This is a genomic window from Spirosoma spitsbergense DSM 19989 (assembly GCF_000374085.1).
Lineage (GTDB): Bacteria > Bacteroidota > Bacteroidia > Cytophagales > Spirosomataceae > Spirosoma > Spirosoma spitsbergense.
This window is the reverse complement of sequence record NZ_KB893617.1, coordinates 1-23,696: the sequence shown is the minus strand read 5'-3', so window position 1 is coordinate 23,696 and position 23,696 is coordinate 1. Positions and strand designations below refer to the sequence as shown.

Sequence of the window (23,696 nt, the reverse complement as noted above, 5' to 3'; positions counted from 1 at the left end):
GTTTATCTTTTTCGGCCAGACGGGCATAAAAGTCACGAATGGCTTGTTCGATGGAGGCAGAGTAGTGAGCCATGAGCGGAAATAGAAGCTGCGAGCAAAACTACAAAATTTGTGTCACCTTATTTTATCAGCATTCCTAAGACAACTATCTGGTTAGTGGACGCATCTAATTTCGACTGCCTTAACAAGCTATATGCCGAATACTTTCCCACTAATCCCCCCTCTCGTTCAACACCGATTGTCGCTTTACCCAAAAAGGAATTTCAACTATCTATCGAAGCTATCGCCACTGTAGATTCTGAATGGAGATAACTGAGTTATAGCCAACCCGGCCGGATGGCAGATCTGCTTTAAAAAACGGTTAGTTCTTTGTTGTCTGCTCACTGTGGGCCGACTGCCTTCCTTCAGGATGTTCACCCCAAAGGCAGGTTTTAGCCAAAAAAAGGGTGTAAAAGTGCAGGCGTCTCGTAATCAGGTGAGTGAACTGTAGGGTCGTCGGCCCTTTATGGCGTTGGGGGTGGTCCGGGATCGGGCAGCTTTGTAGTCGTATCGCTTACCCAAATACTTATGGACAATAGCAGATGGCAGCGTCGATTACTGCCCTACATGAGCCGAATGTTGCTGGGGTTAGCCCTGTTTTTTTTCGTGGCCAGTTTGCTGCAACTCACTTTTTTGCAGGGTCAAATGGCCGAATTGTCACCGATTGACCCCACCCAAAGTATCGATCTGATACCTACCAGGGGCAGCCACGCCGAACAGATTGAATCGGCGCGTCTGAAGGCGGCTATTCTGCTGCAGACCAATAGCCAGCGACAGTTATACCATCAGGCGACGATTGGTCTGATGGTTCGTACCTGGCTGCGGTATCTGGGCTTTGTGACGGGTATGATTCTTGCCATCGTCGGGGCTACGTTTATTCTGGGTAAACTTGATACCGACACCTCGGAACTAAATGTTAAAAGTGCGTCGGTCGAAGGGTCGATAAAAAGTTCGTCGCCGGGCCTGATTCTGGTTTTGCTCGGTACGCTGCTTATGATGGCTGCCATTCTGGTTAACCACCAGATTGGGGCCAACGAAGCCCCCATCTATCTGGATAGCGAGGCCTCCAAATCGCGGGTAGGCGATGATGAACAGCTGCTCTTACCTACTACCGAACCTAAAAAAGATACCATTAATCCTTTTCGCCCATGAAATTCTCTCTAACTATATGGCTGATTATGAGCGTGTCAGTCGCGCATGGACAGGAGCTTGACTTGAAACTACTTAGCCCAGCCCGGCTGTACCAGTTGGGTGTTGAAGCCTTCAACCAGAAAAAATATACCGAAGCCCTGCCCTATTTGTATGCCTACATCCAGAAAACCGGCAACACCAACGAACAGCTTCTGACAGCTATTAACAAAGCAAAAAATTCGCTACGAACGGCTTTCGTTTACTACAAGCTTGAGCTCGGCCCCGACGGTCGCCCCCTTCCATCCGAACCCGCCACCACACTGCCCAGTGAAAGTACGCCACCAACGTATCCACTCATCATTCGGGGCAGGCAGGGCATTGACCTTGACGTGATTACGAAAGGCGGGCTGTCGTTTTTGCGGGTCGTGTTCGACAAAGCGTCCTTCGGGGTGGGCATGGGGCAGGAACGGCAAAACCAGTTGAACCCCGCCGAAGCCGCCTGGCTGGATCGCCCCATCGCGCAAGAAGAACCCCATATATTGTTGATTCCGTTGCCCGACCAATTTCGGCTGACAGTAAAACCGGGAGGGGTGGTGGCTAATTTCCCTTTTTTTGAGCAACTGCAAAATCCGGCTGTGTTTTCTCGGCTGGATGCCTATAACGACAGTCAGGGTAACTTTATCTGTACTACCGATTTTTCGAGAACTGCCCAAAAGGCCAGAAAAAGGAATTAAGGCTGCTTTGGGATAACCACCGCTCTGCAAAACAAAAGAACGCCCCACCTACAACTTCAGTGGATGGATGGTAAAGCCCTACAGATAAGCTTTTTCTCAACGGAAAATAGCCGCACGACTCACCCAACCCCTAGTTTCGGCTCTACCCAAAGCGCCGTAAAGCAGCCAATCAACAACAACAGCCAGACCCAGTCGGGGACTTGCGCGGTGGTTAACCGGTCTGGTAATTTATCCACCGACTGATGCCGGGCGTGGGCCAGGATAAACTGGTTTACTTCGGCCCGTTTGGCGAGGGGATTATCGGCCCGGAGTGAGTCGACGTACAACGCCAGCGAATCCTGGATGGATTGCCACCCCGATTCTGGGAAGGTCGCCCGGCCCGTTACGGCACCTTCGTTCAGGGTGGATTGCGTTAGCTGAACCGTGTCGGACCCGATTTGAAGGGTGGTGGGGTGGTTGGGTAAGGGACTGGTGATCGTGATTTCCTGTGGTAACCGACTGAATATTGGAGCATCTGCCTGAATGGAATTTTGGTCGGGTGGCGACAGTCGGGCCAGCACCGCCGTCCAGATGCGGTTGTACGCTACGCTGTCGCCACTGAGGGCCAGCGGAAACGTTTCACTCAACAGGCTGACACCCACACGCCCGCTGCCCCGTTGAACAGCCACCGGATAGCCCGTCACCATCCGCTGATTCAGACTTTCGGCGAAGCGGTAGGGCAGGGCGTTCAACCCGCTACTAACCGGAATCAGGGCTTCATTCGTTGTTTTTCGGACCTGAAAGCGACTGCCAACGGACTGATTAACAGTCCGACAATCGACTTCAGGGTTGGTCAGGTTGATAAACAGCACCGACTTTCCGTCGGCAACGGCCTTCCGAATCGTGGCATTGGACGCATTGACCGACTCCGTAATATAGAGATCAGGGGCTTGTTTTCCACCCTTGTTGATGCGCAGATTGCTACGGATGTTGGTGGAGAGCGTGGCCGAAACGGTAACCGTATGGCCCTGTTTTCCTAACCAGTTAGCTAGGGTTTTACTCTCGAAATCGGGGCTGTTCAGCAAAAACTGAATCGTCAGGGGCTGCGTTGGGCGAACAAAATAGTGGAGTGTATCCGGGGCCGTATTACCCAGCGCAATGGTTACCTGACTGCGCCCCCGGGCAAACGCCGGAAACTGGAGGGCAACCGTATTGTCGCCTTCTCGCAGGGATACGCTGTCAATCGTCTGTCGGCCAAACCGGAGCCGGAGCCATTGTTTCTGCGTCGATTGAATTCGCGCCGTCACGCGCTGCATTTCCCCCTGCCGGACCAGCCCTTTCCAGCGAATTGTCCGCAACTGGTCGGGTTGGTTGTACGGAACCCATTGCAGTACCGACTGGCTGAGGTCCGTAAGCGTTTCGGTTGGGAAGTCCTGCCCTACGAGCGTCACTGAATCATATAAGGCGTTGAGTTTTCGGCTGGAGAACCGCTCCCGAATGTGCAGGCTATCCGCAAGGTTACGCGCTACCGCCGAAGGAACATCGTCGCCCACCAGCAGGACATGCGTGGCCGGTCGGTCGATAGACCAGTGTATGTTGGCAAAATACCCAGCCAGCAGGAGCCAGAGCAACCCGTTCAACCCCAGCCGAACCCACTTGCGGGCGGGCGTAAGCGATTGATTGCGAACGACGAACCAGACCTGAACGAGCAGCAGGACAAAGAGGGCTGCGGAAAGGAACCAGGTTAAGGGGGTGCTCCAGTTGAGAGTTGTATGCATAAATTTTACTTCAGATGCCGCCAGAAGGCTTTTTCCAGCGTTCGGTCACTGACGTATGAGGGACCGGTTCGTTCCGATGCGCTTGTCAGGGCGTACAGCTTCGTTTTCAGCCCCGTTTTTTCGGCTGGTGAAATGGGTTTGCCCGATGCCAGTTTCTGTAAGGTACCCAGCACCGACCAGTTGGCTACCCCGCTGTTCATGACCTGATTGGCCAGCACATTGCCGAGTTGCAGCGTTTCCTGCTTTTGCTGCGCCGTCAGCCGGGGCAGTTCCAGGTAGCCGATTACCCGCGAAACCAGCGTGGCCAGCCGCTCCTGACTATAAGTTCGTTCCTGACTGAACTGGTCCGTTACGTTCTTGAACTCGCCGGTAAGCCGGGTTTCTTTTTCTTTCGTCTGGGGCGGGTCGAAGCCGGTCTTCTTCACGTAGGAGCGGGCTTTCTGCTGCGACTGTTTCAGATATTTGAGAGCTTCCTGTTCAAAAGGCAGGGCTTTTTCGGGTTCGTACAGCCGTAAATGCAACTCCGACTGCCACATATTTTCCAGCGCCATTTTCAGCAAGGCTCTGGTCGATTGTTCGTGGAAGGTGTTCGTTTCGGCATCGTCGTGGCTGTGTACGTACTGCTCCATCATAGCCGCTATGGGGTCTTTCGCGTCGTCGGCATTTGACCCTCCGCCGTGGCTGTGGCCGTGCTCCTCCTCGTGCTGGGCGGGTGCCCCGTGGTCGCCTTCGCCCTCGTCGTGTTTGTGCATATAAGAATCGACGGAAGCCGCCAAACCCGACGTGGCATCACCGTCGGGCGGACCACCACCGCCACCGATAGACTTCTCGAACTCTTCCCCCAGAAACTGACCGTAGCGCAGCCGCAGTGCTTTCTGGTCGAACCCAATCTCGTTCGACTGACTTTTGAAGGCCGTAGCCGTCATCTTTTTCTTCCCCGCAATCAGTTTTTCGGTGTCGATAATAATCTGCCGCTGACTCCGGAAATACTCCGGCATGATGTTTACCGCCATCGTGGCTAACTCGCTTTCTTCCAGTTGGGTGGTGTCTTTGTAGACCACAAAATACGAGTCGGACTTGGTGAAGTTCGGTTCAGGCTGACGGTTATCGAACGCGGCCCAGTAGTAGTACAGCTCGTCGCCGGGAGCGAACTGCAACGCCTTCAGATCGAGCGTTTTGGATAACCTGGCTTCTTTAAAATTAGCCTGACCCAGCGGGAATTTCATCTCCCGAAATTTTATATTTTCACCCGATCCCCGTGCCACGGTAGCGACGATGTACGCCTGCGACACGCTGAAGTCGTCGGAGATTTTAGCCGAAACGGTGAGCATTTTCGGATCTTTCAGGTAATGATACGTGTACAGTTCCTTCGAGGCCGGTTCAATTTTTGGGGCCAGGTCGGGCCGGGCTTCGAGCCGGTAAAAGTCAGACTGGTAGATGAGCGAATCGCGGTTATTTTCCGTCCGCCAGTAGGCTTTGATGGCGTACAGGCCGGAGTTGATAAGGCGGTCCTGATGCGTAAAGCCATCGCCCGCCTTTTTGAACGGTATGGCCTGCCCCCGGCTACCCACTAATTTCACGGTCAGGTTTCGGTTGTCGCTGAACTGTATCTGCCAGGTCAGGGAAGAACCCACCACCGATGCGGCATTCAGATTCGTAGCATTCGTTACGGGCAGGCGCGTATAGGCCGGGGGCTGAATCCGTAACGTCGCCCTCTCGAATATAGGTGCTTCGGGGGGTGTATCAGGCATCATAGCCGCCAGAAAGCCTTTCTTCCGGGGATTGTCTTTGGGCGTCTTCGCTATCAGCGGATACCCGACGTAAATAGTCAGTGCCGCCAGCAAAAACAAACTATACAGCCCCGCCTTCGACCAGATAACCACGGGCGTTGGCACGTGTTGAATCTGCTGATTCAGCCGGTCGAGCTGGAGTTGTTCGGCCAGGTTCAGGGTTGGTTTGGTGAGTAGGGGCAGGCTGTATTCAGCGTCACCAACGCGCTGGTGAATCAGCCGGACGGCCTGCGGCTTTTTGTCCTGACACAGCCTGCTCAGGAAAACACCCGCGCCAAAACCGGCCACGCTTAGCGCGAGAGCCCAGATGGATTGTCCGAGAAACGTGGCGGTCAGCAAGTAGACCGTTGCGGCCAGGAGCAGACAGCGTAGCAGGGCGTTGGCGTACAGTTGATAGGTAACCGATGCGATAAGGCGTTTGAGTTCGTTCATGCGTTTTTGGTCAGTGCCAGCCAGCGTTCGAGAATCAGTAAACCGATGAGCAGGAGTAATAATACCTGTTGAATACCTGCGTGCTGCTCTTTCGGCGGGGTATCGGTGGGAACAAACAGGGCGTTCAAGGCCTGTTTGCTTAGCGGTTTCGTGTTTGTTTCCAATCCGTAATGCCGCAAAATCTGTAGGCCCAGCCACTCCGGCAATTGCCCGCCAGCTACCCGGTCGGAGGTTTGGGGCGTCAGCGTTTCATTACTGAAAACAACGTTCGGTAAGGCCGACTGCTGCACCGCCGAAACGAGGTAAAGCGTTTGTGGCGATGGGTTGGTTGGAAGCTGGTCGGTGAGTATCAGGTCGTACGGCTGATTTTGTACCGGGTTTTTAGTCACGGCTATGTCCAGACCATACACATCGGTCAGGGCCGTTAGCGCGGCTTCAACCGTTTGCTGCTCCGCTTTATCCCGATACTGAATCAACGTTTGAATGGGGCCCGTATGGGCGGGGGCAGACTGAAATTTTAGCATTGCATCCCGTGCCGGACTGACGATGAGTTTGCCCGCCCGGTTGATGAACATGGAGCGGTTGCCGGTTGCCAGTAAGTACGCTCCCGGCTGAGTCGTTGAATCGACCGCCGTGTGTAGCCGAAACCGGAGGGGGACCGTTATGGCCGGCACATCGCTTAGGGTCTGCGTAGGAGTGAGGTACAGGTGCAATACGGTGTTTTTGCCATCGAGTTGATTGATAGCTGTTTGCAGGGACAATGGCCCAAAGGGTGTTTGTGAATCAGGTAATTTGGATGCTACTGTTACGGGGGATAGTTTCGGATTGGCCCAAACAACACGCTCCCCTTTTTTCTGCGCTTCGGTTAGCTCAAACCGGAAGTTGGTCAGCACCGCCTGACTGGGTTGCACCAGATGCACGCGCTCAATGCGGGGTGGCTGGGTAAACCAGTTCAGCAGCGGTTTTGCCAGTAAAATAGCCAGTAACAGCAGGAGTGAACAGCGGATAAGCAACAGTAGAATATTATCCAGCCGTAGCCCACGGCTTTGCTGCTGACGCGCTTCGGTAAGCCATTGCATAGCGGCCCAGGGCAGGGGTTTGCCCTGCTTCTGGTGCCAGAAATGAATGGCAACTGGAATGACGACCGCCAGCGCACCCCACAAGAATAATGGCTCAATAAAGGGCATTTGTATGGTTTTTATTGACCGTCAGCCCCTATCGGGGCAGGCTGGTTTTGGTTTCTATTGACCGTCAGCCCTTATCAGGGCAGGCTGGTTTTGGTGTTTGTTTTTATTGACCGTCAGCCCCTATCGGGGCAGGCTGGTTTTATGATTTCTTGCCCCGGTAGGGGCTGACGGTCAATAGGATACGTGATTTAATCCCCATATTCTGCCCCGTCAGGGGCTGACGTTTCAGTATAAAATTCAAACACATAACGCGGGTCATAAGGCACCTCAAACTTTCGTAAAAAGGCGATATATTCTTCCTGAAAGGTTTTGGTTCGGTGGTGTTGTTCCTGATTTAGCACATATTGAATCACAGCTTTTACCTGCGATTGGGCGTAGGTGAATGCCCCGTAACCTTCCTGCCAGCTAAACGTTGATTGGGCAATGCCTTTTCCTTTAATCCAAATGGACGTGGCCTGTTTGATGTCCCTTACTAAATCGGCAATGGTGAGCGTGGGACTAAAGCCAACAAAAATATGGGTATGGTCGGTCATGCAGTGAACGGCGAGCATTTTTTGCCCCCTATTCTGTACGATGCCCGTGATATATTGGTGGAGCTCTTCCTTCCGGCTTTTCGGAATCAGGTGTTGGCGACCTTTTACGGCAAACACGATTTGTACGTATAGTTGGGTATAGGTGTTTGCCATGATTGGTTTTGTGACGTTGAATTCTATTGACAGTAAGCCCCTGACGGGGCAAAAAAGTTTTATGACATTTGAGCCTATTGACAGTAGGCCCCTACGCGGCCAGCTATGATTCAACGTCTAACAATCGTGTCCTTACAGGGTAAGTCTGGTTTTGGATTCCCATAGTCACGGTAAAATCATTTCAAAAACTGTTTCAGCACCAGCGCAATCGGTTCGCTTAGTCGAACGCGAATGAGCCTGACGTGCGGTATGCGCAGACTTTCTTCCAGATCGATCAGGTAAGCCGATGCCCGTTCGCGGACAGTGTCCCGAATGGCATCGGCCTGTAATTCAATAGATGCGCCCGTTTCCAGATCCTGAAAGCGGTAAAAACCACGCATCGAGAAATCAACTTCCTGGTCGCCAAGTAGCTGGAAGAGGACAATTTCCCGGCGTGGACCGGCTACGGACTGAATCAGCCGTATCCACTCATCGCTGACCTGCAAGAAATCCGACGCGATAATGAGTATTTCGGCCTGTTTACGGCTGAACTCCGGCACCGAGCCAGCTTGATTTTCCCACGCACCCGACGCTTTTGCGGCTTGTAGCGTAGACACGATTTTCTGAAAGGCTTGTTTCCCCGCCGGAACCAGCGGCTGAACGGTTCCCTGTTGCAGGGCGTACAAACTCAGCTGGTCGCCCTGCCGGTTGCTCAGGTAAGCCAGCGAAGCCAGCAGGATTTTAGCGTAATGTAACCGGCTGATACCCGCTTCCTCGTAATTCATCGACCCCGACAAATCGAGCAGCAACCGGATCTGCTGATTGCTTTCCGTTGCTGATTCGCGCACCAGGTAGTGGTTCGTTCTGGCGAACAGCTTCCAGTCAATACGCTTCGGGTCGTCGCCGGGAACGTAGTGTCGAAACTGTTCAAACTCCGTCCCGATTCCAGACCGCTTGCTGGTCCGAATACCCAGCAACAATTCATCACTGACCAATTTACCGGACAGTTGGAGGTTGTTGAGTTTGATGAGGTCGATGGTTGTCATTTCATTGTCATTCGGTGGTCATTGATCGTCATTTGGTGGGCATTCCATGTGCTATTAATGACCAATAATGACGCGAAGCAAAATGGCTATCAATGACACGAAGTAAGATGACTATTTAATGACCTTGATCAACTCCTCAATCACCTTATCCGTGGTAATACCTTCGGCTTCGGCGCGGAAGTTCAGCGCGATACGGTGGCGGAGGACGGGGTAGGCCAGCGTCTGAATATCTTCGGGAATAACCGAGAATCGTTCGTTCAGTACCGCCCGCGCTTTGGCGCATAAGACCAGCGCCTGCCCGGCGCGTGGTCCCGCACCCCACTCGCCCCACTGCTTCACGAAAGCCGAAGGGGAGGTTTGGGGCCTCGATGCCCGAACCAGCCGGTTGATATAATCAATCAACTCGTCGCTGATGTGGACCTGTCGGGTCAGTGTTTGCAACTGGAGAATTTCCTGGTCGGAGAGAATCGTATTCAGGACGGGGCGGTTGGTGCCCGTGGTACTTTTCAGGACCGTAAGCTCCTCCTGTTCTGATGGATAGCTGAGTTTGATGTACAACAGGAACCGGTCGAGCTGCGCTTCGGGCAGGGGATAGGTTCCCGCCTGCTCAATGGGATTCTGCGTCGCAATAATCAGAAACGGTTTGGGTAGCTCATAGTCGGTACCGTTGTAGGTAACCTTATACTCCTGCATGGCTTCGAGCATGGCGGCCTGCGTTTTGGGAGGTGTCCGGTTAATTTCGTCGGCCAGCACGACATTGGCGAACAGCGGCCCCCGGTTAAAGACAAACACCTTATGACCGGTTTCGTGGTCGTCTTCCAGTACCTCCGTACCCACAATGTCGCCGGGCATCAGGTCGGGGGTAAACTGAATTCGTTTGAAATTCATGGAGAGCGCACGAGCCATTGTGCTGACCATGAGTGTTTTGGCTAGTCCCGGTACACCTTCGAGCAGGCAATGCCCACCCGCCAGTAACGAAATCAGTACTTCGCTAATGACTTCCTGTTGCCCGATGATTACTTTGCCAATTTCGTTTCGTAGCTGAGGCAACTTGCCTACCAGCGTTTTGTAGTGGGTTAGTTCGGTTGATTCCAATGGTTAATTTTTTCAGGTTGTATGTTTGTTAATGAACAATGGACAATGACTAATGTACAATGTGTTCTGTTAACTATTGTCCATTCACTTCAGGCTGTCAATGCGTAGGTTACGATGTTGACGCCGAATTTGGTGTTGTCTTCGGCCAGAAAACGCTTGTTCCGGAAGTCGTAATCCCACTCGCATCCGTAATCTTTATTGCTATATAAAAGCCCCAAACGACCGTTAATGGTGATGCCTTTGAGGTAATCATGCACCAGATCGTCGCCCCAGCCATTCAGTTCGAATGACGTAGTGGGCGGGCCTTCGGGAAACTTGAAAAAGCAGGTGTAGATAGGATGGGTGTTCGGGATTTTCTGCAACGCCTTCGGCCCGAACGTCCGGCCCATCTCCTGCTCGAACGACTTGGCAAACAACCCATCTACGTCGTGGTTGCAATCGTCCACAAACACAAAGCCGCCGTTTTGGACGTACCGTTTGAAGTGGTCCCGCTCCACCGCCGAAAATTCGACCAGTTTGTGCCCGCTGAGGTAGCAGAACGGACTTTTGAATAAATCGGGGCTGCTCAACTGGACCACCTTCTCCTTCTGGTCGACGGGCAGGGTTGTGTATTCAACTAACGAATGCATCAGGTTCGACGGCATCCGCTGGTCGGTTTCCCAATCGCCGGATGTGTACTGGATGCGGGTGAAAAAGAACGGTTTCAAATGCGTTTGTTGAGTCTGATGAAATAGTGTACTTACTGCTATAACGATTTTTCCATCACATAATCATCCATGATGAAGCCATTACCGATGTCAATGGTTTCATTGGCAACGTGTCTGAACCCTAGTCGTTCATAAAACAGAATCGCTTTGTTATGCCGGTTCACGTTTAGCGACAGGGTATTGTTCTGCTTTGCTTTCGCCAGTTCAGTCACCGCTTCAATCAACTGTTTTCCTACACCTTTACCCTGACTGGCGGGCAGCAGGTAAATCTTATGAATCTTGGTTTTGGGTACTCCTCTGTAATTCAGTTCATACGACAGAAACCCCAAATAGTTTCCGTTGTCACGTTCCTGAGCCAGCAGAAAAACGTGGTTCTTTCCGTCCATCTGCGTTTTCAGCGAATCGGTACTATACATCATTTCCAGCATGTAGTCAATCTGCTCCGGCGATAGTATCGCTGCGAACGTGGTAGGCCATGTCTGGTGCGCAATGGTCTGAACAATGGATAACTGCGCTTCGGTGGCCGGGGTAATGGAAATCATCAGGGATTCGTTCGCAGATATCGGGCGTTCACTTGACCCAGATACCAAATTAGGTAAATAATATAAACTAATGGGTACGAAGTACTCAAAATTTAACCCGATGCCAGCTGTACTGACGCTTGGAATGTAAAAAAACAGCCGGTTGACATGTGATTAGTGTGTTTACTGACAATTGATGACTACTTTTTCAGCCACCAGATAAACATACCCGTCAGCGTGACAACGGCGGTAGACAGGGCCAGCAGGATGTAAATAACCTGTGATACCCAGCCGAGATACCGACCGAAATGCAACTCCTCAAAAACGTGCTCGGCTATGTATTCCAGACCGGCATCCTGCGCATCGAGTCCGCTGATATACTGCCCGTTACGGGCATCCATCGTAGCAAAAATCGTGTACTTACCCAGTAGCCGGATGCTGTTGGGCCGGTTTCCGCGAATGACGAGCGTCGTATCGCCCGATTTAGGAAAATCTATCTGCCGGGGCTGGAATTCGGCGATGGATGCTGTAGCATTAGCCAGCGCGTTATCGACCGGGATAGTACGATATGGTAAATCAGCCCATAGGGACTGGGATGGGCGTTTGTCTCCGCCAAACTGCCGCTCTATCTGTTCCCAATGGAAAAAGATACCCGTCGCGCTCATCAGGAGCATGAAAAGTAAAGCGACTACACCCAGCCATTTGTGGATGTCGGCATACACGATGCGGGCTGGTTTGTTCCAGCGTACCCCGATTTTGAATACGCTCAGCAGCGATCGCCGGTAGTACCAGGTTCCGGTCAGCACCGACCCCAGCAGACAGATGCCTGCCAGCCCCATTACGTAGCCCCCCACGGGTTCCAGCAGCAGGTTTTCGTGCAACTCCCGCGCCCGCCGAACAAAGGTGGTTTCCGCATTTCGGATGCTGATAATCGCCCCGGTGTACGGGTTCATGGTGACCCATTGCCACACGCCTTTATTGCTGATATCGACGCGCAGGGCTTCGTTTTCCGTTTCCGGCAAGCGAATTCCTCTAATCTGCGCATCTGGAAACTGACGGTGAATAGTGGTCAATACCTGTCCGTAAGGGGCGAGCTGACCAGTGGGTTCAATCTGCGTTTGACTGGGATTCAACAGGTTATCTACCTGCCGGTCAACGACCAGAATAGAGCCGGTAATGGTAATGATCAGGATAAACAGGCCACCCACTAATCCGGAAATACGATGGAGTTTGTAAACGGTTTTGTCGGAAAACATAAATACGCCCCGATATTGTTTCGGGTCTGTTGGGGAAAAAGGTTGTTTCATTAGCCCCGGAATTAATTCCGGGGCTAATGAAACGAGGCTGACTGAACGGGGTTGATTAATTCGGAATAATGGCCGGAATCTGCTGCTCGGTAACCATCCGGTTGAACGATGGCACCTGCGTATTGACGATCTCTTTGAGTTTGTCCAGCGCGGTGTCTATCTGCTTAGCCAGGTCGTTGTAGGCTTCGAATGACGATTTAGTCGGCTTCGTATCGGCTGAGGAAACGACCGAGGCCACCCCCGCCATTTTGTCGTTCAACTGAATCGGATAGGCCAGCGCATCCTGCGGAGCCTTTGACTTGGGCTGCATCAGGGTAGACTCCAGTTTTTCCAGTTCGTCCAGCATCGGCTTGGCTGCTTTCTTGAATTTCTCGGCGGCTTTTGGGTCTTTCACGCTTTTGGTGTACCCCTCAATCTGCGTCCGAATCTGCCGAAGCTGATTGATGCCCTTATGCGTCTCCGATAGTTTGTTGTTTATCTTCTGCAACAGATCGAACTGCTCCTTGTACTCGGCGGCCGTAATGGCCAGACGCGGGTCTTTCCGAATCTCGATGGGCTGTTCGGCCACCAGCGAGTCGCCCAGCAGCATCCGCACTTTGTACATCCCCGGCACCACTTTGGTCCCCGTTCCCCGGCCCGTCCACATCACGTTCGTGCCCTCAACAGCGGCTGCATCCGGGTAGCGCATGTCCCACACAAACACGTTCATGCCGGGTTGAGCCGGAATGCTGCCGGGCCGTACGTCCGTTTCGTCCTGGTAGAATTCTTTCGCTATTTTCAGCGGCTGACCTTTCCTGTCTTTCGTACTGGAATAGCTGATAATCGTATCGTTCGAGGGAGTCATGTAAATCAGCCGCAATTCTTTCGTGGGCTTGTTTTTCATGTAGTACCGCGTGATAACACCGTTCTGGGCATTTTCGCCTTCGTCGGTGGCTGCCGCACGACCGCGCCGGGGGTTACCCGCTCCGCCTTCCATGCGGTAGGCATGACGGGGTTTGAACAGGTGCATACTGGCGGCTGTTTTACCCGCTGTTTCGAGGTCCATGATCTCGTGCAGGGGCGTGATATCGTCCATAATCCAGAACGAACGGCCGTGCGTGGCGATAACCAGGTCTTTTTCCCGCTTGTGAATCTGCAAATCGCGGACGGGCGTAACGGGCAGGTCTAGGCTCAGTTTCTGCCAGGAATTGCCATCGTTGAACGACACGTACACGCCCCGCTCCGTACCGGCGTACAACAGTCCCGGCTTGTTGGGGTCTTCGCGTACGACGTGACTCTGCTCATCCGCCGGGATGCCGCTGGTGATGCTGGTCCAGGTTTTGCCGTAATCCGTCGTTTTGAACAGGTATGGCTTTTGGTCGCCCAGCATATATCGTTTGGCGGCCAGATACGCTTTGCCCGCCGTATGATCGGAGGGGTGAACGAGGCTCATGATAGCCATCTCGGGAAGCATGGAGGCCGGGGGCGTGATGTTGGTCCAGTTCTTTCCTCCGTCGCGGCTGATGTGCATCACGCCATCGTCGGAACCGGTCCAGAAAACGCCTTTCTCTACCGGCGACTCGGCGAAGGTGAAAATGGTGGGGAAGGTTTCAGCCCCCGTATTGTCTTTCGTGATCAGGCCACCCACATCGCCCTGCGTTTTGGGGTCGTTGCGGGTCAGGTCGGGGCTGATGTCCTCCCAGGAATGGCCGTTGTCCGTGCTGCGGTGCAGGTACTGCGAGGTGATATACAGCGTCTTGTTATCGTGCGGGGAGAAAACGATGGGATACGTCCACTGGAACCGATACTTCCGGGCCGACGAGGGCGAACCCATAAAGTATTCGGGGTACACGTTGATGCGCTGATTCTGGTCGGTAGCTTTGTCGTAGCGCGTAATCAGCCCGTCGTAACTGCCGCCGTACGTAACGAGCGGATTGGTGGGGTCAGGCGTGATGTAGCCCGATTCGCCACCCGCCACCGAATACCAGGCACCCGGTCCGATGGAGTAATCAGTCGTGCGGCTGGCAATCCGAATGGAGGAGTTGTCCTGCTGTGCTCCGTACAGGTTGTACGGGAAATCATTGTCGACAGCTACGTGGTAAAACTGCGATGTAGGAAGATCGACATCGGAGAAGGTAGCTCCACCGTTGTATGTGACTTCGGCCCCGCCATCGTCGCCGATGATATAGTTCAGCGGGTTTTTTGGGTTCCACCAGATGTCGTGCGTATCACCGTGGTGTACGGCTATGGTTTTGAAGGTTTTACCCCCATCGTACGATTTCTGGGCGTTCACGTTCAGCACGATCAGGCCGTTTTCGTCCTGCGGATCGGCGGCCAGCATCATGTAGTACCAGGGCCGTTGCCAGAGATTTTTGTCTTCGTTGATGAGCTGCCACGACTCGCCCGCGTCGTCGGAGCGGTACAGCCCTCCCTTCGCGTTTTCAATCATGGCGTAGAGCCGGTTCGGGTTGACGGGCGACACCGTGATGCCTATCTTACCCAGCATTCCTTTAGGCATACCGGGTTTTTCGCTCAGGCTGGACCACGTATCGCCCCCGTCGGTGGATTTGAACAGGCCGCATCCTTTGCCCCCGCTGCTCATGGTGTAGCTGTTGCGGTAGGCCTGCCACATGGAGGCATACACGATGCTGGGATTAGTGGGGTCTAGTTTAACGACGATGGCACCGGTGCTGTCGTTTTTGGCCAGAATCTGTTTCCAGGTTTTGCCGCCATCAGTGGTGCGAAATACCCCACGCTCTTTGTTCGGCGCAAAAGGATTGCCAAGAGCCGCTACGTAGGCAACATCGGCATTGTTTGGGTGAACCTCGATGTTACTGACGGCATCCGCTTTCTTCAGACCAATATGTTTCCAGGTTTTACCGGCATCGGTCGATTTGTAAACTCCGTCGCCGTTCGAAATATTACTGCGGATATCGGCTTCGCCCATGCCAACGTAAATCGTGTTCGGGTCGGAGGGAGCTACGGCCACCGCGCCCACAGAGCTGGATTTGAAGGTACTGTCGGAGATGGATGTCCAGTTGGCCCCGCCGTCGGTGGTTTTCCAGACGCCCCCGCCCGTAGCGCCAAAATAATACGTCAGCGGCTGACTAACGTGCCCCGCTACGCCCAGCGACCTGCCACCCCGAAACGGGCCGATGTTGCGCCACCGTAGTCCGTTGAACAGGCTGTCTGCCGAAGGTGTGGTACGGGGTTTGGCCGCTACCTTCGCTTTTCGCTGGGCCAGACCAGGTGTTGCCAGCAGCAGGGTAGTGAGGATCGCATACAAAAGCCAGGGTGATTTTATTTTTTCCATGAAAAGTACAATTAGGTCGATCGTTTGATTGTTGATAAAAAAGGTGAAAAAAGAATTTGCGAATTTTTATTTCCCCCGTTTTCGGCGGGATAAATAAAGGTTGAAAGTGCTGTTGACAGAAATTTATCTGATTTTAAGCCTATTTCGCGCACAAAAATAGAAAAGAAACAAAACAGTAGTCGTTTAGCCGTCTAACAATTAATACTATTGTCTTAGGCTTGAAATGCAGAATAAATTTCTAATCGTTTACTTTGCAAAATACATTCCACCCGAAGAATTGAGGTAAATTTCACTAAAGCCCTGTCCTGCCGATGTTTCTTGCAAAGGGAACGGCTTGGAAAAAGGCTCTGTGAGCGATAAATTGGCTGTGAAAGACGGTAATGGTTATTAAGATAAGCCACTAAAAATGATTGGAGACAATCTGGACTACTACCTGAGTCAGGGTTATTTTCGGATGCAGCAGGATATTTTCACGTGCCAGTTTGTCCAATTCAACGACACCGTTTACGCCGTACAATGGCTGCGCATCGTGCTGGCAAAGGTGAGTTATGGCTCTTCGCAGCGTCGGTTACTGCGGATAAATTCCAGCTTTTCGGTAGTGGTAAAGCCGTTCGTGCTGACGGCCGAACTAAGAAATCTGTACGCTCAGTACCGGGCGGCTATCGATTTCGACGCGCCATCATCCATCGAAGCCTGCTTGCTGGACGGAACGCGCCGGAATATATTCGATACGCAGGTGGTGGAGGTTCGGGATGGTACCCGGCTTATTGCCGCTGGCATCTTCGATAATGCGCCCCGAAGTATTATGGGTGTTATGAATTTTTATCATTTCGATTACCGGAAACAAAGCCTGGGTAAGTTCCTGATGCTACAAAAAATGAACTACGCGCTGTTGCAGAAGAAACTGTACTACTATCCAGGCTACGTGGTCTATGAGTATCCCAAGTTTGACTATAAACTGTTTCCCTGCCTGGCCGCTACCGAAGTGCTGGACAGCCTGAGCGGTACCTGGCTTCCGTTTTCGTGGGATACGATGACTAATCTGTCGACTACGCTGATTGACGAATACAAAATCAGACAGGACCCCGGTTTTTGACTAATACAAGCCAGTTTTACCCGTTCCCACTACACTCTTTATCACAAACGTTCACTCTTTTTATGAAGCACTTTTTCCCAACTCTGCTACTCGTTGCACTTGGCTGTACGGGTGCCCTGCTGGCGCAACAGTCCCCAACAACACCAGCCGACACCAGCACTAACGCCGTTTTCAAAGGCATGGCCTGGCGCAACATCGGCCCCACGCGGGGTGGCCGGTCACTGGGGTCGGCGGGGTCACCGTCCCGTAAACTGGAGTACTATTTCGGGGCGGTGGGCGGTGGTCTCTGGAAAACTACTGACGGCGGCAAAACCTGGAACCCCGTAACGGATGGAAAAATAAGCAGTTCATCGGTAGGAGCGGTAGCCGTCGCCGAAACCAACCCCGACGTGGTGTACATCGGCACCGGCGAAACCCAACTCCGGGGTAACATCATGCAGGGCGATGGCGTCTATAAATCGACGGACGCCGGTAAGACATGGAAAAATATTGGCCTGAAGAATACCCAGGCCATTGCCCGCGTCCGGGTACATCCAACCAACCCCGACATTGTGTATGTGGCAGCGCTCGGCCATCCCTACGGCCCGAATGAGGAGCGGGGCGTGTTCCGCACCACGGATGGGGGCAAGAACTGGAAAAAGGTGCTGTACAAAGGCGATAAGGCCGGTGCTGCCGACCTTATCATTGACCGCACGAACCCGAACGTATTGTACGCATCCATCTGGCAGGTGTACCGCACGCCCTGGAAAATGTGGGGCGGGGGTGGAGCCTGTGGCCTGTTCAAATCCACCGACGGGGGCGATACCTGGACCGAACTGACCCGCAAGCCGGGGATGCCCAAAGGAACGGTGGGTAAGATCGGTGTGACTGTTTCGCCCGTTGACCCGAACCGGGTTTGGGCCGTTGTGGAGGCCGAAGATGGGGGCGTGTACCGCTCCGATGATGCCGGGATGACCTGGAAACGCACCAATGATGAGCGGAAGCTGCGGCAGCGGGCTTTTTATTACTCCCGCATCTATGCCGACCCGCTCGACAAGAACACGGTGTACGGCCTGAACGTGAACTTTTACAAATCGACCGATGGCGGGGTGAAGTTCAACAAAACCATCACCGTTCCCCACGGCGATAACCATGATCTCTGGATTGACCCGACTGATTCGACCCGGATGGTTGCCTCTAATGACGGCGGGGGCTGCGTGTCGAACAACGGCGGCAAGACCTGGACGGATGAAGATTATCCGACGGCCCAGCTTTACCACATCACCACCACCAGCGATTTTCCGTATCAGGTGGCGGGTGCCCAGCAGGACAACTCAACCATTGCCGTACCGAGTGAGGGCTGGACAAATTTTCAGGCCCGGGGTAACAGCATTGAAAAGAAGGAATGGTCGTATGATGTGGGGGGTGGTGAAAGCGGCTACATCGCGCAGGACCCGAAGAACCCCGATATTTTTTACGCCGGTAGCCAGGGGGCGTTGCTCACGCGCTACAACCGGATGACGGGCCAGACCCGCGACGTGCAGGTATATCCCCGCTTCTTTTCGGGCGAACCAGCCAGTGCGCTGCCCGAACGGTGGCAGTGGACGTTCCCCATTGTGTTTTCGCCCAAAGACCCCAACCGGCTGTACGTCTGTTCGCAGCACGTCTGGATGACGACCAATGAAGGGCAGACCTGGGAAAAAATCAGCCCCGACCTGACGCTGGCCGACACCACCACGCTGGGTAAAAGCGGGGGGGTGATTACGATGGACATGAACGGCCCCGAAATTTACGGAACCGTGTTTGCGCTGGCTCCGTCGTACCACGATGTCAATACGATCTGGGCCGGTTCGGACGATGGGCTGATGCACATCACCCGCGACCACGGCAAAAGCTGGCAGAAAATTACGCCATCCGATATGCCGAGACACACCCGTATCAGCATCATTGAGGCTTCCCGTGCCAAACCCGGTACGGCCTACGTAGCCGCCAAACGTTACCAGATGGACGACCGGGCTCCCTATATCTGGAAAACGGACGATTACGGCAAAACCTGGAAGAAAATCATCAGCGGCATTCGGTCGGATGCCTTTGTACATTCGATTCGCGAAGATGTCACCCGCCCCGGCCTGCTTTATGCCGGCACCGAACACGGTATTTACGTGTCCTTTACCGATGGCGATACCTGGGAACCCCTCCGTCTGAATTTGCCCGATACGCAGATTGCCGATTTGCAGGTGACCGAAAAAGACGTGGTGATTGGTACGCACGGGCGGTCTATTTACGTGCTGGACGATGCCGCTCCGGTGCGGGAATACGCGGCTGGGCTGGAAAAAGAACCTGTTCATTTCTTCAAGCCGTACTACGCCGTTCGGCGGGTGCAACCGGCGGTGTTTCAGTACTATCTGGCGAAGCAGGCCGATAGCGTAAAAGTTGAAATTCTGGATGCGGCCGGAACCTTGATTCGGTCATTTACGGGGGATAAGCCCAAATACCCGAAAAAGGATGATGAGGACGAAGAAGAAGGTCCGCCAAAACCAAAGATGCCCACGACGGCCGCTGGCCTGAATAAGTACGAATGGGATTTGCATTATCCCGGCTCTACCGATTTTAAAGGGATGATTATGTGGGGTGCCCGGCCCATCAACGGTCCGCTGGCCGTACCCGGTCAGTATCAGGTTCGGCTCACGGTGGGCGATAAAACGATTACGCACCCGTTCGAGGTTAAACTCGACCCGCGTCTGAAAGGGGTGACGACCGCCGACATCGACGAGCAGTTTAAACTGGCCATGAAACTCCGCGACCAGACCAGTAAAGCCAACGAAGCCGTGATTCAGATTCGGGCGGTAAAGGAAAAGCTATCGAAGCAGCCCGCTACACCGGCTAACAAAAAGATGCTCGAGCAATTGGGGGTCATTGAGGAAAACCTGTATCAGATCAGGAACCAGAGTGGGCAGGACCCGCTGAACTTCCCGATCAAGCTGAACAACCGGCTGGCGGCCCTCTGGCGCAGCGTTGAAACGGGCGATGCCAAACCCACCGATGGGTCGTACAAGGTGTACGAGGAACTATCGGCGGAACTGAATCACGAACTCACCGAACTCGATGCACTGCTCAAAACCAAAATGGTTCAACGCATTGGTATGTGAGGTTTTAAACACGTTTTATCATTAAAAATGGTACCCTTTTGTCATTCCGACGATAGGAGGAATCTTAAAGTTACTCGTTGGGAAAGTCAAAGATTCCTCCTATCGTCGGAATGACAAAACTGCTCCGATAAATTTTATTTCTTCTTCAAGAAACTCAATACCCATGCGCCAACTAACTCTACTCGTATTTCTCTGCGTTCTGCTCGCTTCTCGGCCAGTGTCCGCTCAATCAAAAATCGTTAAACCGATGCCGGATTCAACAACGGCTTCAGTGATGAAAGCCATGCAGTGGCGGCTTATTGGCCCCTTCCGCGGAGGAAGGTCAGTAGCGGTGGCGGGTCACCCGACGGAACGGCTGGTGTTTTACATGGGCACCACTGGCGGGGGCGTCTGGAAAACGGAGAATGGCGGCATCACCTGGCAGAATATCTCCGATGGTTTTTTCAAGATGGGCTCGGTCGGGGCGATTTCGGTGGCGAAGTCAAATCCGAACATAATCTACGTTGGGATGGGCGAACACACCCTGCGGGGCAACCTATCGCCCGGCGATGGCGTCTACAAATCGACCGATGCGGGTAAAACCTGGCAGCACATCGGCCTGACCGATACCCAGCACATTGGTCAGGTTATCATCGACCCGACCAATCCTGATATTGTGTACGTGGCGGCACTGGGTCATGCGTTTGGCCCGAATGAAGAACGGGGTGTTTTCAAAACGACCGATGGCGGCAAAACCTGGAAAAAGATTCTCTACAAAAACCCGAACGTGGGGGCCATCGACCTGACTATCGATCCATCGAACCCTAAAACGATGTATGCATCGACGTTCGAGTTTCGCCGGTTTCCGTGGGGTGTTCGCAGTTCGGGACCGGATGCGGGTATTTTCAAAACTACCGACGGGGGTGATACCTGGACCGATATTACCCTGCGTCCTGGCTTACCTACCGGCACCAACCGGGGGCGTATCGGACTGACCCTGTCACCATCGAAACCGAATCGGGTATGGGCAATCATCGAAGCCGAAAACGAACAGAACGGCGTGTACCGTACCGACGATGGCGGGGCTACCTGGCAGATGGTCAGTCAGTTTGCCGATCTGTTTCAACGACCCTGGTATTACCACCATCTGACTGCTGATCCTAAGGATCCCGAAACGCTTTGGGTGCTGAACATCGACATGTGGAAATCGGGTGATGGCGGCAAGACGTACAAAAAAGTGTCGCCACCCCACGGTGATAATCATCAACTCTGGATCGACCCCAACGATACTAACCGGATGGTACAGGCCAACGACGGGGGGGGGACAGTGACCTTCGATGGGGGGAAATCCTGGTCGACGATCTACAATCAGCCGACGGCCCAGATGTACCACGTCATTACGGACAACAAATTTCCGTATCGGGCCTACGGTGCCCAGCAGGACAACTCGACGATTTCGGTGCCCAGCCGTTCCGATTACGGCGCTATTTATCCCGACGAAAACTACGATGTGGGTGGCGGTGAATCGGGCTACATTGCTTTCGATAAAAACGACCCTTCGCTGATTTTTGCGGCCAATCACCACTGGCTCACCCGCCTTAACCGGAAGACAAACCAACTCAAGGACGTATCCGTCATTCCCGACGATATGTACGGCTACGGTTCTGCCGATCTGGCGTACCGCTTCCAGTGGACGTACCCCGTTATGGTATCTCCGCACAACCCTAAAGTGCTGTATGCCACCTCGCAGTATGTGCATCGTTCGACCGATCAGGGGGCTAGCTGGCAGGTCATCAGTCCCAATCTATCGCGTTCTGACCCGGCCACCCTCGAGCGAACCCCAACGATGGACGACCAGTCGATTGGCAAAGACTGGGGACCGGTGAAGCGGGACAACACCGGGGTAGAATGGTACGGTACCATTTTTGCGATGGCCGAATCGCCCATAAAAGCCGGTGTTATGTGGACGGGTTCGGACGATGGGTACGTCCAGCTGTCGATGGATAATGGCAAAACCTGGAAGAACGTGACGCCGAAGGAAATGCCCGACTTTGCCCGCATCAGCATCATCGACGCGTCGGCACACGACCCGGCAGTGGCCTACGTGGCCGCCCTGAAATACAAACAGGACGATTTTCATCCGTACCTCTACAAGACCAGTGACTACGGTAAAACCTGGAAAAAAATCACACAGGGTATTCCCGACGACGATTACATGCGGGTTATCCGTGAGGACCCCAAACGGCGGGGACTGCTGTACGCTGGTGGCGAAAAAGGGATATATGTATCCTTCAATGATGGTGCGAACTGGCAATCGCTTCAGTTGAATCTGCCGGTAGTGCCCATTCACGATCTGGCTATTCAGGATAATGATCTGGTGGCGGCAACGCATGGTCGTTCGTTCTGGATTCTGGATGACCTGACCACCCTGCACCAACTGACCGACGAGGTACAAAAATCAGCGGTTCACCTGTTTAAACCCCGCCCTACCGTCCGTTTTCGGGCGAGTCTCGACCCGGCAATAAAACCCGTTCCCGCCGATGCCGATGAACTGGGCAAAAATCCGCCAAACGGCGTTCGGGTCGTTTATTACTTACAGGAGAAACCCAAAGGCCCTATCTCGCTGGCTTTTCTGGATGCCAGTGGTCAGGTCATCAAATCGTTTAAAAGTGATATATCCCCGTCCAGCGCTCCCAAACCGGCGAAGAAAGACTCATCTGGCTTAGCGGAGATGCGTCAACCCATGGCTCCTGTCCGTAGGGAAACAACGCTGCCCGCACAGGTAGGGGGCAATGCGTTCGTCTGGGCTGATATGCGCTACGCGGACCCGATTGCCCTGCCCAATTCTGTGACGCACGGCCGGGCAAGAGGCCCGTTGGCGATGCCGGGTAAATACAAAGCGCAGCTAACGGTCGATGGGAAAACCTACACCCAGGAATTTGAGATCGTAAAAGATCCCCGCATCGAGACAACCTCCGACGAGTTTAAGCAGCAATTCGATATGCTGATCAAGATCCGGGAGCGGCTCAATGAACTGCGCAACGGTGTCCTGACGATTCGGCAAATGCGCCAACAGTTAGACAGCACCTATAAATCGCAGGAGGATGAAACGGTGAAGGAGTTAAAAGACCAACTGCTCCGTGTTGAAGATGAACTGTATCAGTACCGGGCCAAAGCCACGCAGGATTTAACCAATCATCCGGTGCGGTTAAACACTAAATTTACGGCACTGGAAGGCTTTATCGAGTCCGATGATTCAAAACCAACGCAGCAGCAGGGCGAGCAATACAACGCACTGGCAAAAAGTCTGGCCGAACAGTTAAAAAAGCTGGAGAATCTGAAACCCGCCATTCAGCGCAAACTCCGGCCAACCGGATGAGTGATTATTTGCCCTCCTTTCCTTAAAGGGGCAGGGTTATCGGTTTGTCAATTAAGTCAGAAAATATAGACCTTAGTAAATGAACCCTACTCCTAAATCCCCTGAAGGACGGTCGGCCGCACATATCTTTGTTTTCGATTGCGGTTGTCCAAAAAAGTGCAATTTTTGAGTAAGACCTGACACGGGTAGTCAGTACCTCGGGTCGGCCGCTGAGACACCTCCCGGTGATCTTGAACAGGCTGGTTGTGCTGGCTCCCTTGTCCCTTTCCAATAAGCTCCAACAGTACCCATAGACGCAAGTCAGACTTGTGATCTGCAATCGATGTGCAAGAGTTAGGAAAGTACCGGGCCGCCGGTGCGGTCAGGTTCATGTTTCACTTTTTTTAGCCCCTTCCTATATGCAAACGTATC

The 23,696-nt window shown here is 53.3% G+C and carries 16 protein-coding genes; 6 read left to right on the top strand and 10 right to left on the bottom strand.

What is annotated here, in order from left to right; genetic code table 11:
- Positions 1-111 precede the first annotated feature (111 nt).
- The 3 genes from B157_RS37895 (at position 112) to B157_RS0133325 (ending at position 1,904) form a co-directional block, all read left to right on the top strand.
- The gene (locus tag B157_RS37895) at positions 112-312 is read left to right on the top strand and encodes a RidA family protein (protein WP_281168530.1); all 201 of its coding nucleotides are present in this window, start codon (positions 112-114) and stop codon (positions 310-312) included.
- Between the two features lie 255 nt (positions 313-567).
- Positions 568-1,191, top strand: a complete 624-nt coding sequence (locus tag B157_RS0133330) for a hypothetical protein (RefSeq protein ID WP_020607629.1) — start codon at positions 568-570, stop codon at positions 1,189-1,191.
- Complete coding sequence (locus tag B157_RS0133325; protein ID WP_020607628.1) at positions 1,188-1,904, top strand: outer membrane protein assembly factor BamD; 717 nt, start codon at positions 1,188-1,190, stop codon at positions 1,902-1,904. Before B157_RS0133330 ends, B157_RS0133325 begins: the two co-directional genes overlap by 4 nt.
- A gap of 119 nt (positions 1,905-2,023) precedes the next feature.
- Here B157_RS0133325 and B157_RS0133320 read toward each other — a convergent pair whose 3' ends face one another.
- The 10 genes from B157_RS0133320 to B157_RS0133275 form a co-directional block, all read right to left on the bottom strand.
- Positions 2,024-3,661, bottom strand: a complete 1,638-nt coding sequence (locus tag B157_RS0133320) for a hypothetical protein (RefSeq protein WP_020607627.1) — start codon at positions 3,659-3,661, stop codon at positions 2,024-2,026.
- A gap of 5 nt (positions 3,662-3,666) precedes the next feature.
- Complete coding sequence (locus tag B157_RS0133315) at positions 3,667-5,883, bottom strand: hypothetical protein (protein WP_020607626.1); 2,217 nt, start codon at positions 5,881-5,883, stop codon at positions 3,667-3,669.
- Complete coding sequence (locus B157_RS0133310; RefSeq protein WP_020607625.1) at positions 5,880-7,070, bottom strand: BatA domain-containing protein; 1,191 nt, start codon at positions 7,068-7,070, stop codon at positions 5,880-5,882. Before B157_RS0133310 ends, B157_RS0133315 begins: the two co-directional genes overlap by 4 nt.
- Positions 7,071-7,258: 188 nt before the next feature.
- Complete coding sequence (gene tnpA / locus B157_RS0133305) at positions 7,259-7,756, bottom strand: IS200/IS605 family transposase (protein ID WP_020607624.1); 498 nt, start codon at positions 7,754-7,756, stop codon at positions 7,259-7,261.
- A 176-nt stretch (positions 7,757-7,932) separates the two neighbouring features.
- A complete protein-coding gene (locus tag B157_RS0133300; protein ID WP_020607623.1) occupies positions 7,933-8,781 on the bottom strand; it encodes a DUF58 domain-containing protein in 849 nt (282 codons plus the stop codon).
- Between the two features lie 111 nt (positions 8,782-8,892).
- Positions 8,893-9,876, bottom strand: a complete 984-nt coding sequence (locus tag B157_RS0133295; protein WP_020607622.1) for an AAA family ATPase — start codon at positions 9,874-9,876, stop codon at positions 8,893-8,895.
- 89 nt (positions 9,877-9,965) lie between these two features.
- Positions 9,966-10,583, bottom strand: a complete 618-nt coding sequence (locus B157_RS0133290) for a DUF4159 domain-containing protein (RefSeq protein ID WP_020607621.1) — start codon at positions 10,581-10,583, stop codon at positions 9,966-9,968.
- Between the two features lie 38 nt (positions 10,584-10,621).
- Positions 10,622-11,125: a GNAT family N-acetyltransferase gene (locus B157_RS0133285; RefSeq protein WP_020607620.1), complete on the bottom strand. Its 504-nt coding sequence runs from the start codon at positions 11,123-11,125 to the stop codon at positions 10,622-10,624.
- 179 nt (positions 11,126-11,304) lie between these two features.
- A complete protein-coding gene (locus tag B157_RS0133280; protein ID WP_245565395.1) occupies positions 11,305-12,411 on the bottom strand; it encodes a PepSY-associated TM helix domain-containing protein in 1,107 nt (368 codons plus the stop codon).
- Positions 12,412-12,466: 55 nt separating this feature from the next.
- Positions 12,467-15,703, bottom strand: coding sequence for a WD40/YVTN/BNR-like repeat-containing protein (locus B157_RS0133275; RefSeq protein WP_020607618.1), 3,237 nt, complete (start codon positions 15,701-15,703; stop codon positions 12,467-12,469).
- 406 nt (positions 15,704-16,109) lie between these two features.
- Between B157_RS0133275 and B157_RS0133270 the strand changes: the two genes are divergently transcribed.
- The 3 genes from B157_RS0133270 (at position 16,110) to B157_RS0133260 (ending at position 23,285) form a co-directional block, all read left to right on the top strand.
- Positions 16,110-16,799 (top strand): hypothetical protein, encoded by a 690-nt coding sequence (locus B157_RS0133270; protein ID WP_020607617.1) that lies wholly within the window; start codon positions 16,110-16,112, stop codon positions 16,797-16,799.
- A 62-nt stretch (positions 16,800-16,861) separates the two neighbouring features.
- Positions 16,862-19,927, top strand: a complete 3,066-nt coding sequence (locus B157_RS0133265) for a VPS10 domain-containing protein (RefSeq protein ID WP_020607616.1) — start codon at positions 16,862-16,864, stop codon at positions 19,925-19,927.
- A gap of 247 nt (positions 19,928-20,174) precedes the next feature.
- Positions 20,175-23,285 carry a VPS10 domain-containing protein gene (locus tag B157_RS0133260; protein ID WP_020607615.1) on the top strand — a complete coding sequence of 1,037 codons (3,111 nt, stop codon included), beginning with the start codon at positions 20,175-20,177 and terminating at the stop codon, positions 23,283-23,285.
- The last annotated feature ends 411 nt before the right edge of the window (positions 23,286-23,696 follow it).

Bases quoted from the DNA above. Each gene is read 5' to 3' on its own strand.
- B157_RS0133320 (WP_020607627.1), bottom strand. From the start codon at position 3,661: ATGCATACAACTCTCAACTGGAGCACCCCCTTAACCTGGTTCCTTTCC.
- B157_RS0133280 (WP_245565395.1), bottom strand. From the start codon at position 12,411: ATGAAACAACCTTTTTCCCCAACAGACCCGAAACAATATCGGGGCGTA.
- B157_RS0133300 (WP_020607623.1), bottom strand. From the start codon at position 8,781: ATGACAACCATCGACCTCATCAAACTCAACAACCTCCAACTGTCCGGT.
- B157_RS0133265 (WP_020607616.1), top strand. From the start codon at position 16,862: ATGAAGCACTTTTTCCCAACTCTGCTACTCGTTGCACTTGGCTGTACG.
- B157_RS0133325 (WP_020607628.1), top strand. From the start codon at position 1,188: ATGAAATTCTCTCTAACTATATGGCTGATTATGAGCGTGTCAGTCGCG.
- tnpA (WP_020607624.1), bottom strand. From the start codon at position 7,756: ATGGCAAACACCTATACCCAACTATACGTACAAATCGTGTTTGCCGTA.
- B157_RS0133285 (WP_020607620.1), bottom strand. From the start codon at position 11,125: ATGATTTCCATTACCCCGGCCACCGAAGCGCAGTTATCCATTGTTCAG.
- B157_RS0133330 (WP_020607629.1), top strand. From the start codon at position 568: ATGGACAATAGCAGATGGCAGCGTCGATTACTGCCCTACATGAGCCGA.
- B157_RS0133310 (WP_020607625.1), bottom strand. From the start codon at position 7,070: ATGCCCTTTATTGAGCCATTATTCTTGTGGGGTGCGCTGGCGGTCGTC.
- B157_RS0133270 (WP_020607617.1), top strand. From the start codon at position 16,110: ATGATTGGAGACAATCTGGACTACTACCTGAGTCAGGGTTATTTTCGG.
- B157_RS0133275 (WP_020607618.1), bottom strand. From the start codon at position 15,703: ATGGAAAAAATAAAATCACCCTGGCTTTTGTATGCGATCCTCACTACC.
- B157_RS0133315 (WP_020607626.1), bottom strand. From the start codon at position 5,883: ATGAACGAACTCAAACGCCTTATCGCATCGGTTACCTATCAACTGTAC.
- B157_RS0133260 (WP_020607615.1), top strand. From the start codon at position 20,175: ATGCCGGATTCAACAACGGCTTCAGTGATGAAAGCCATGCAGTGGCGG.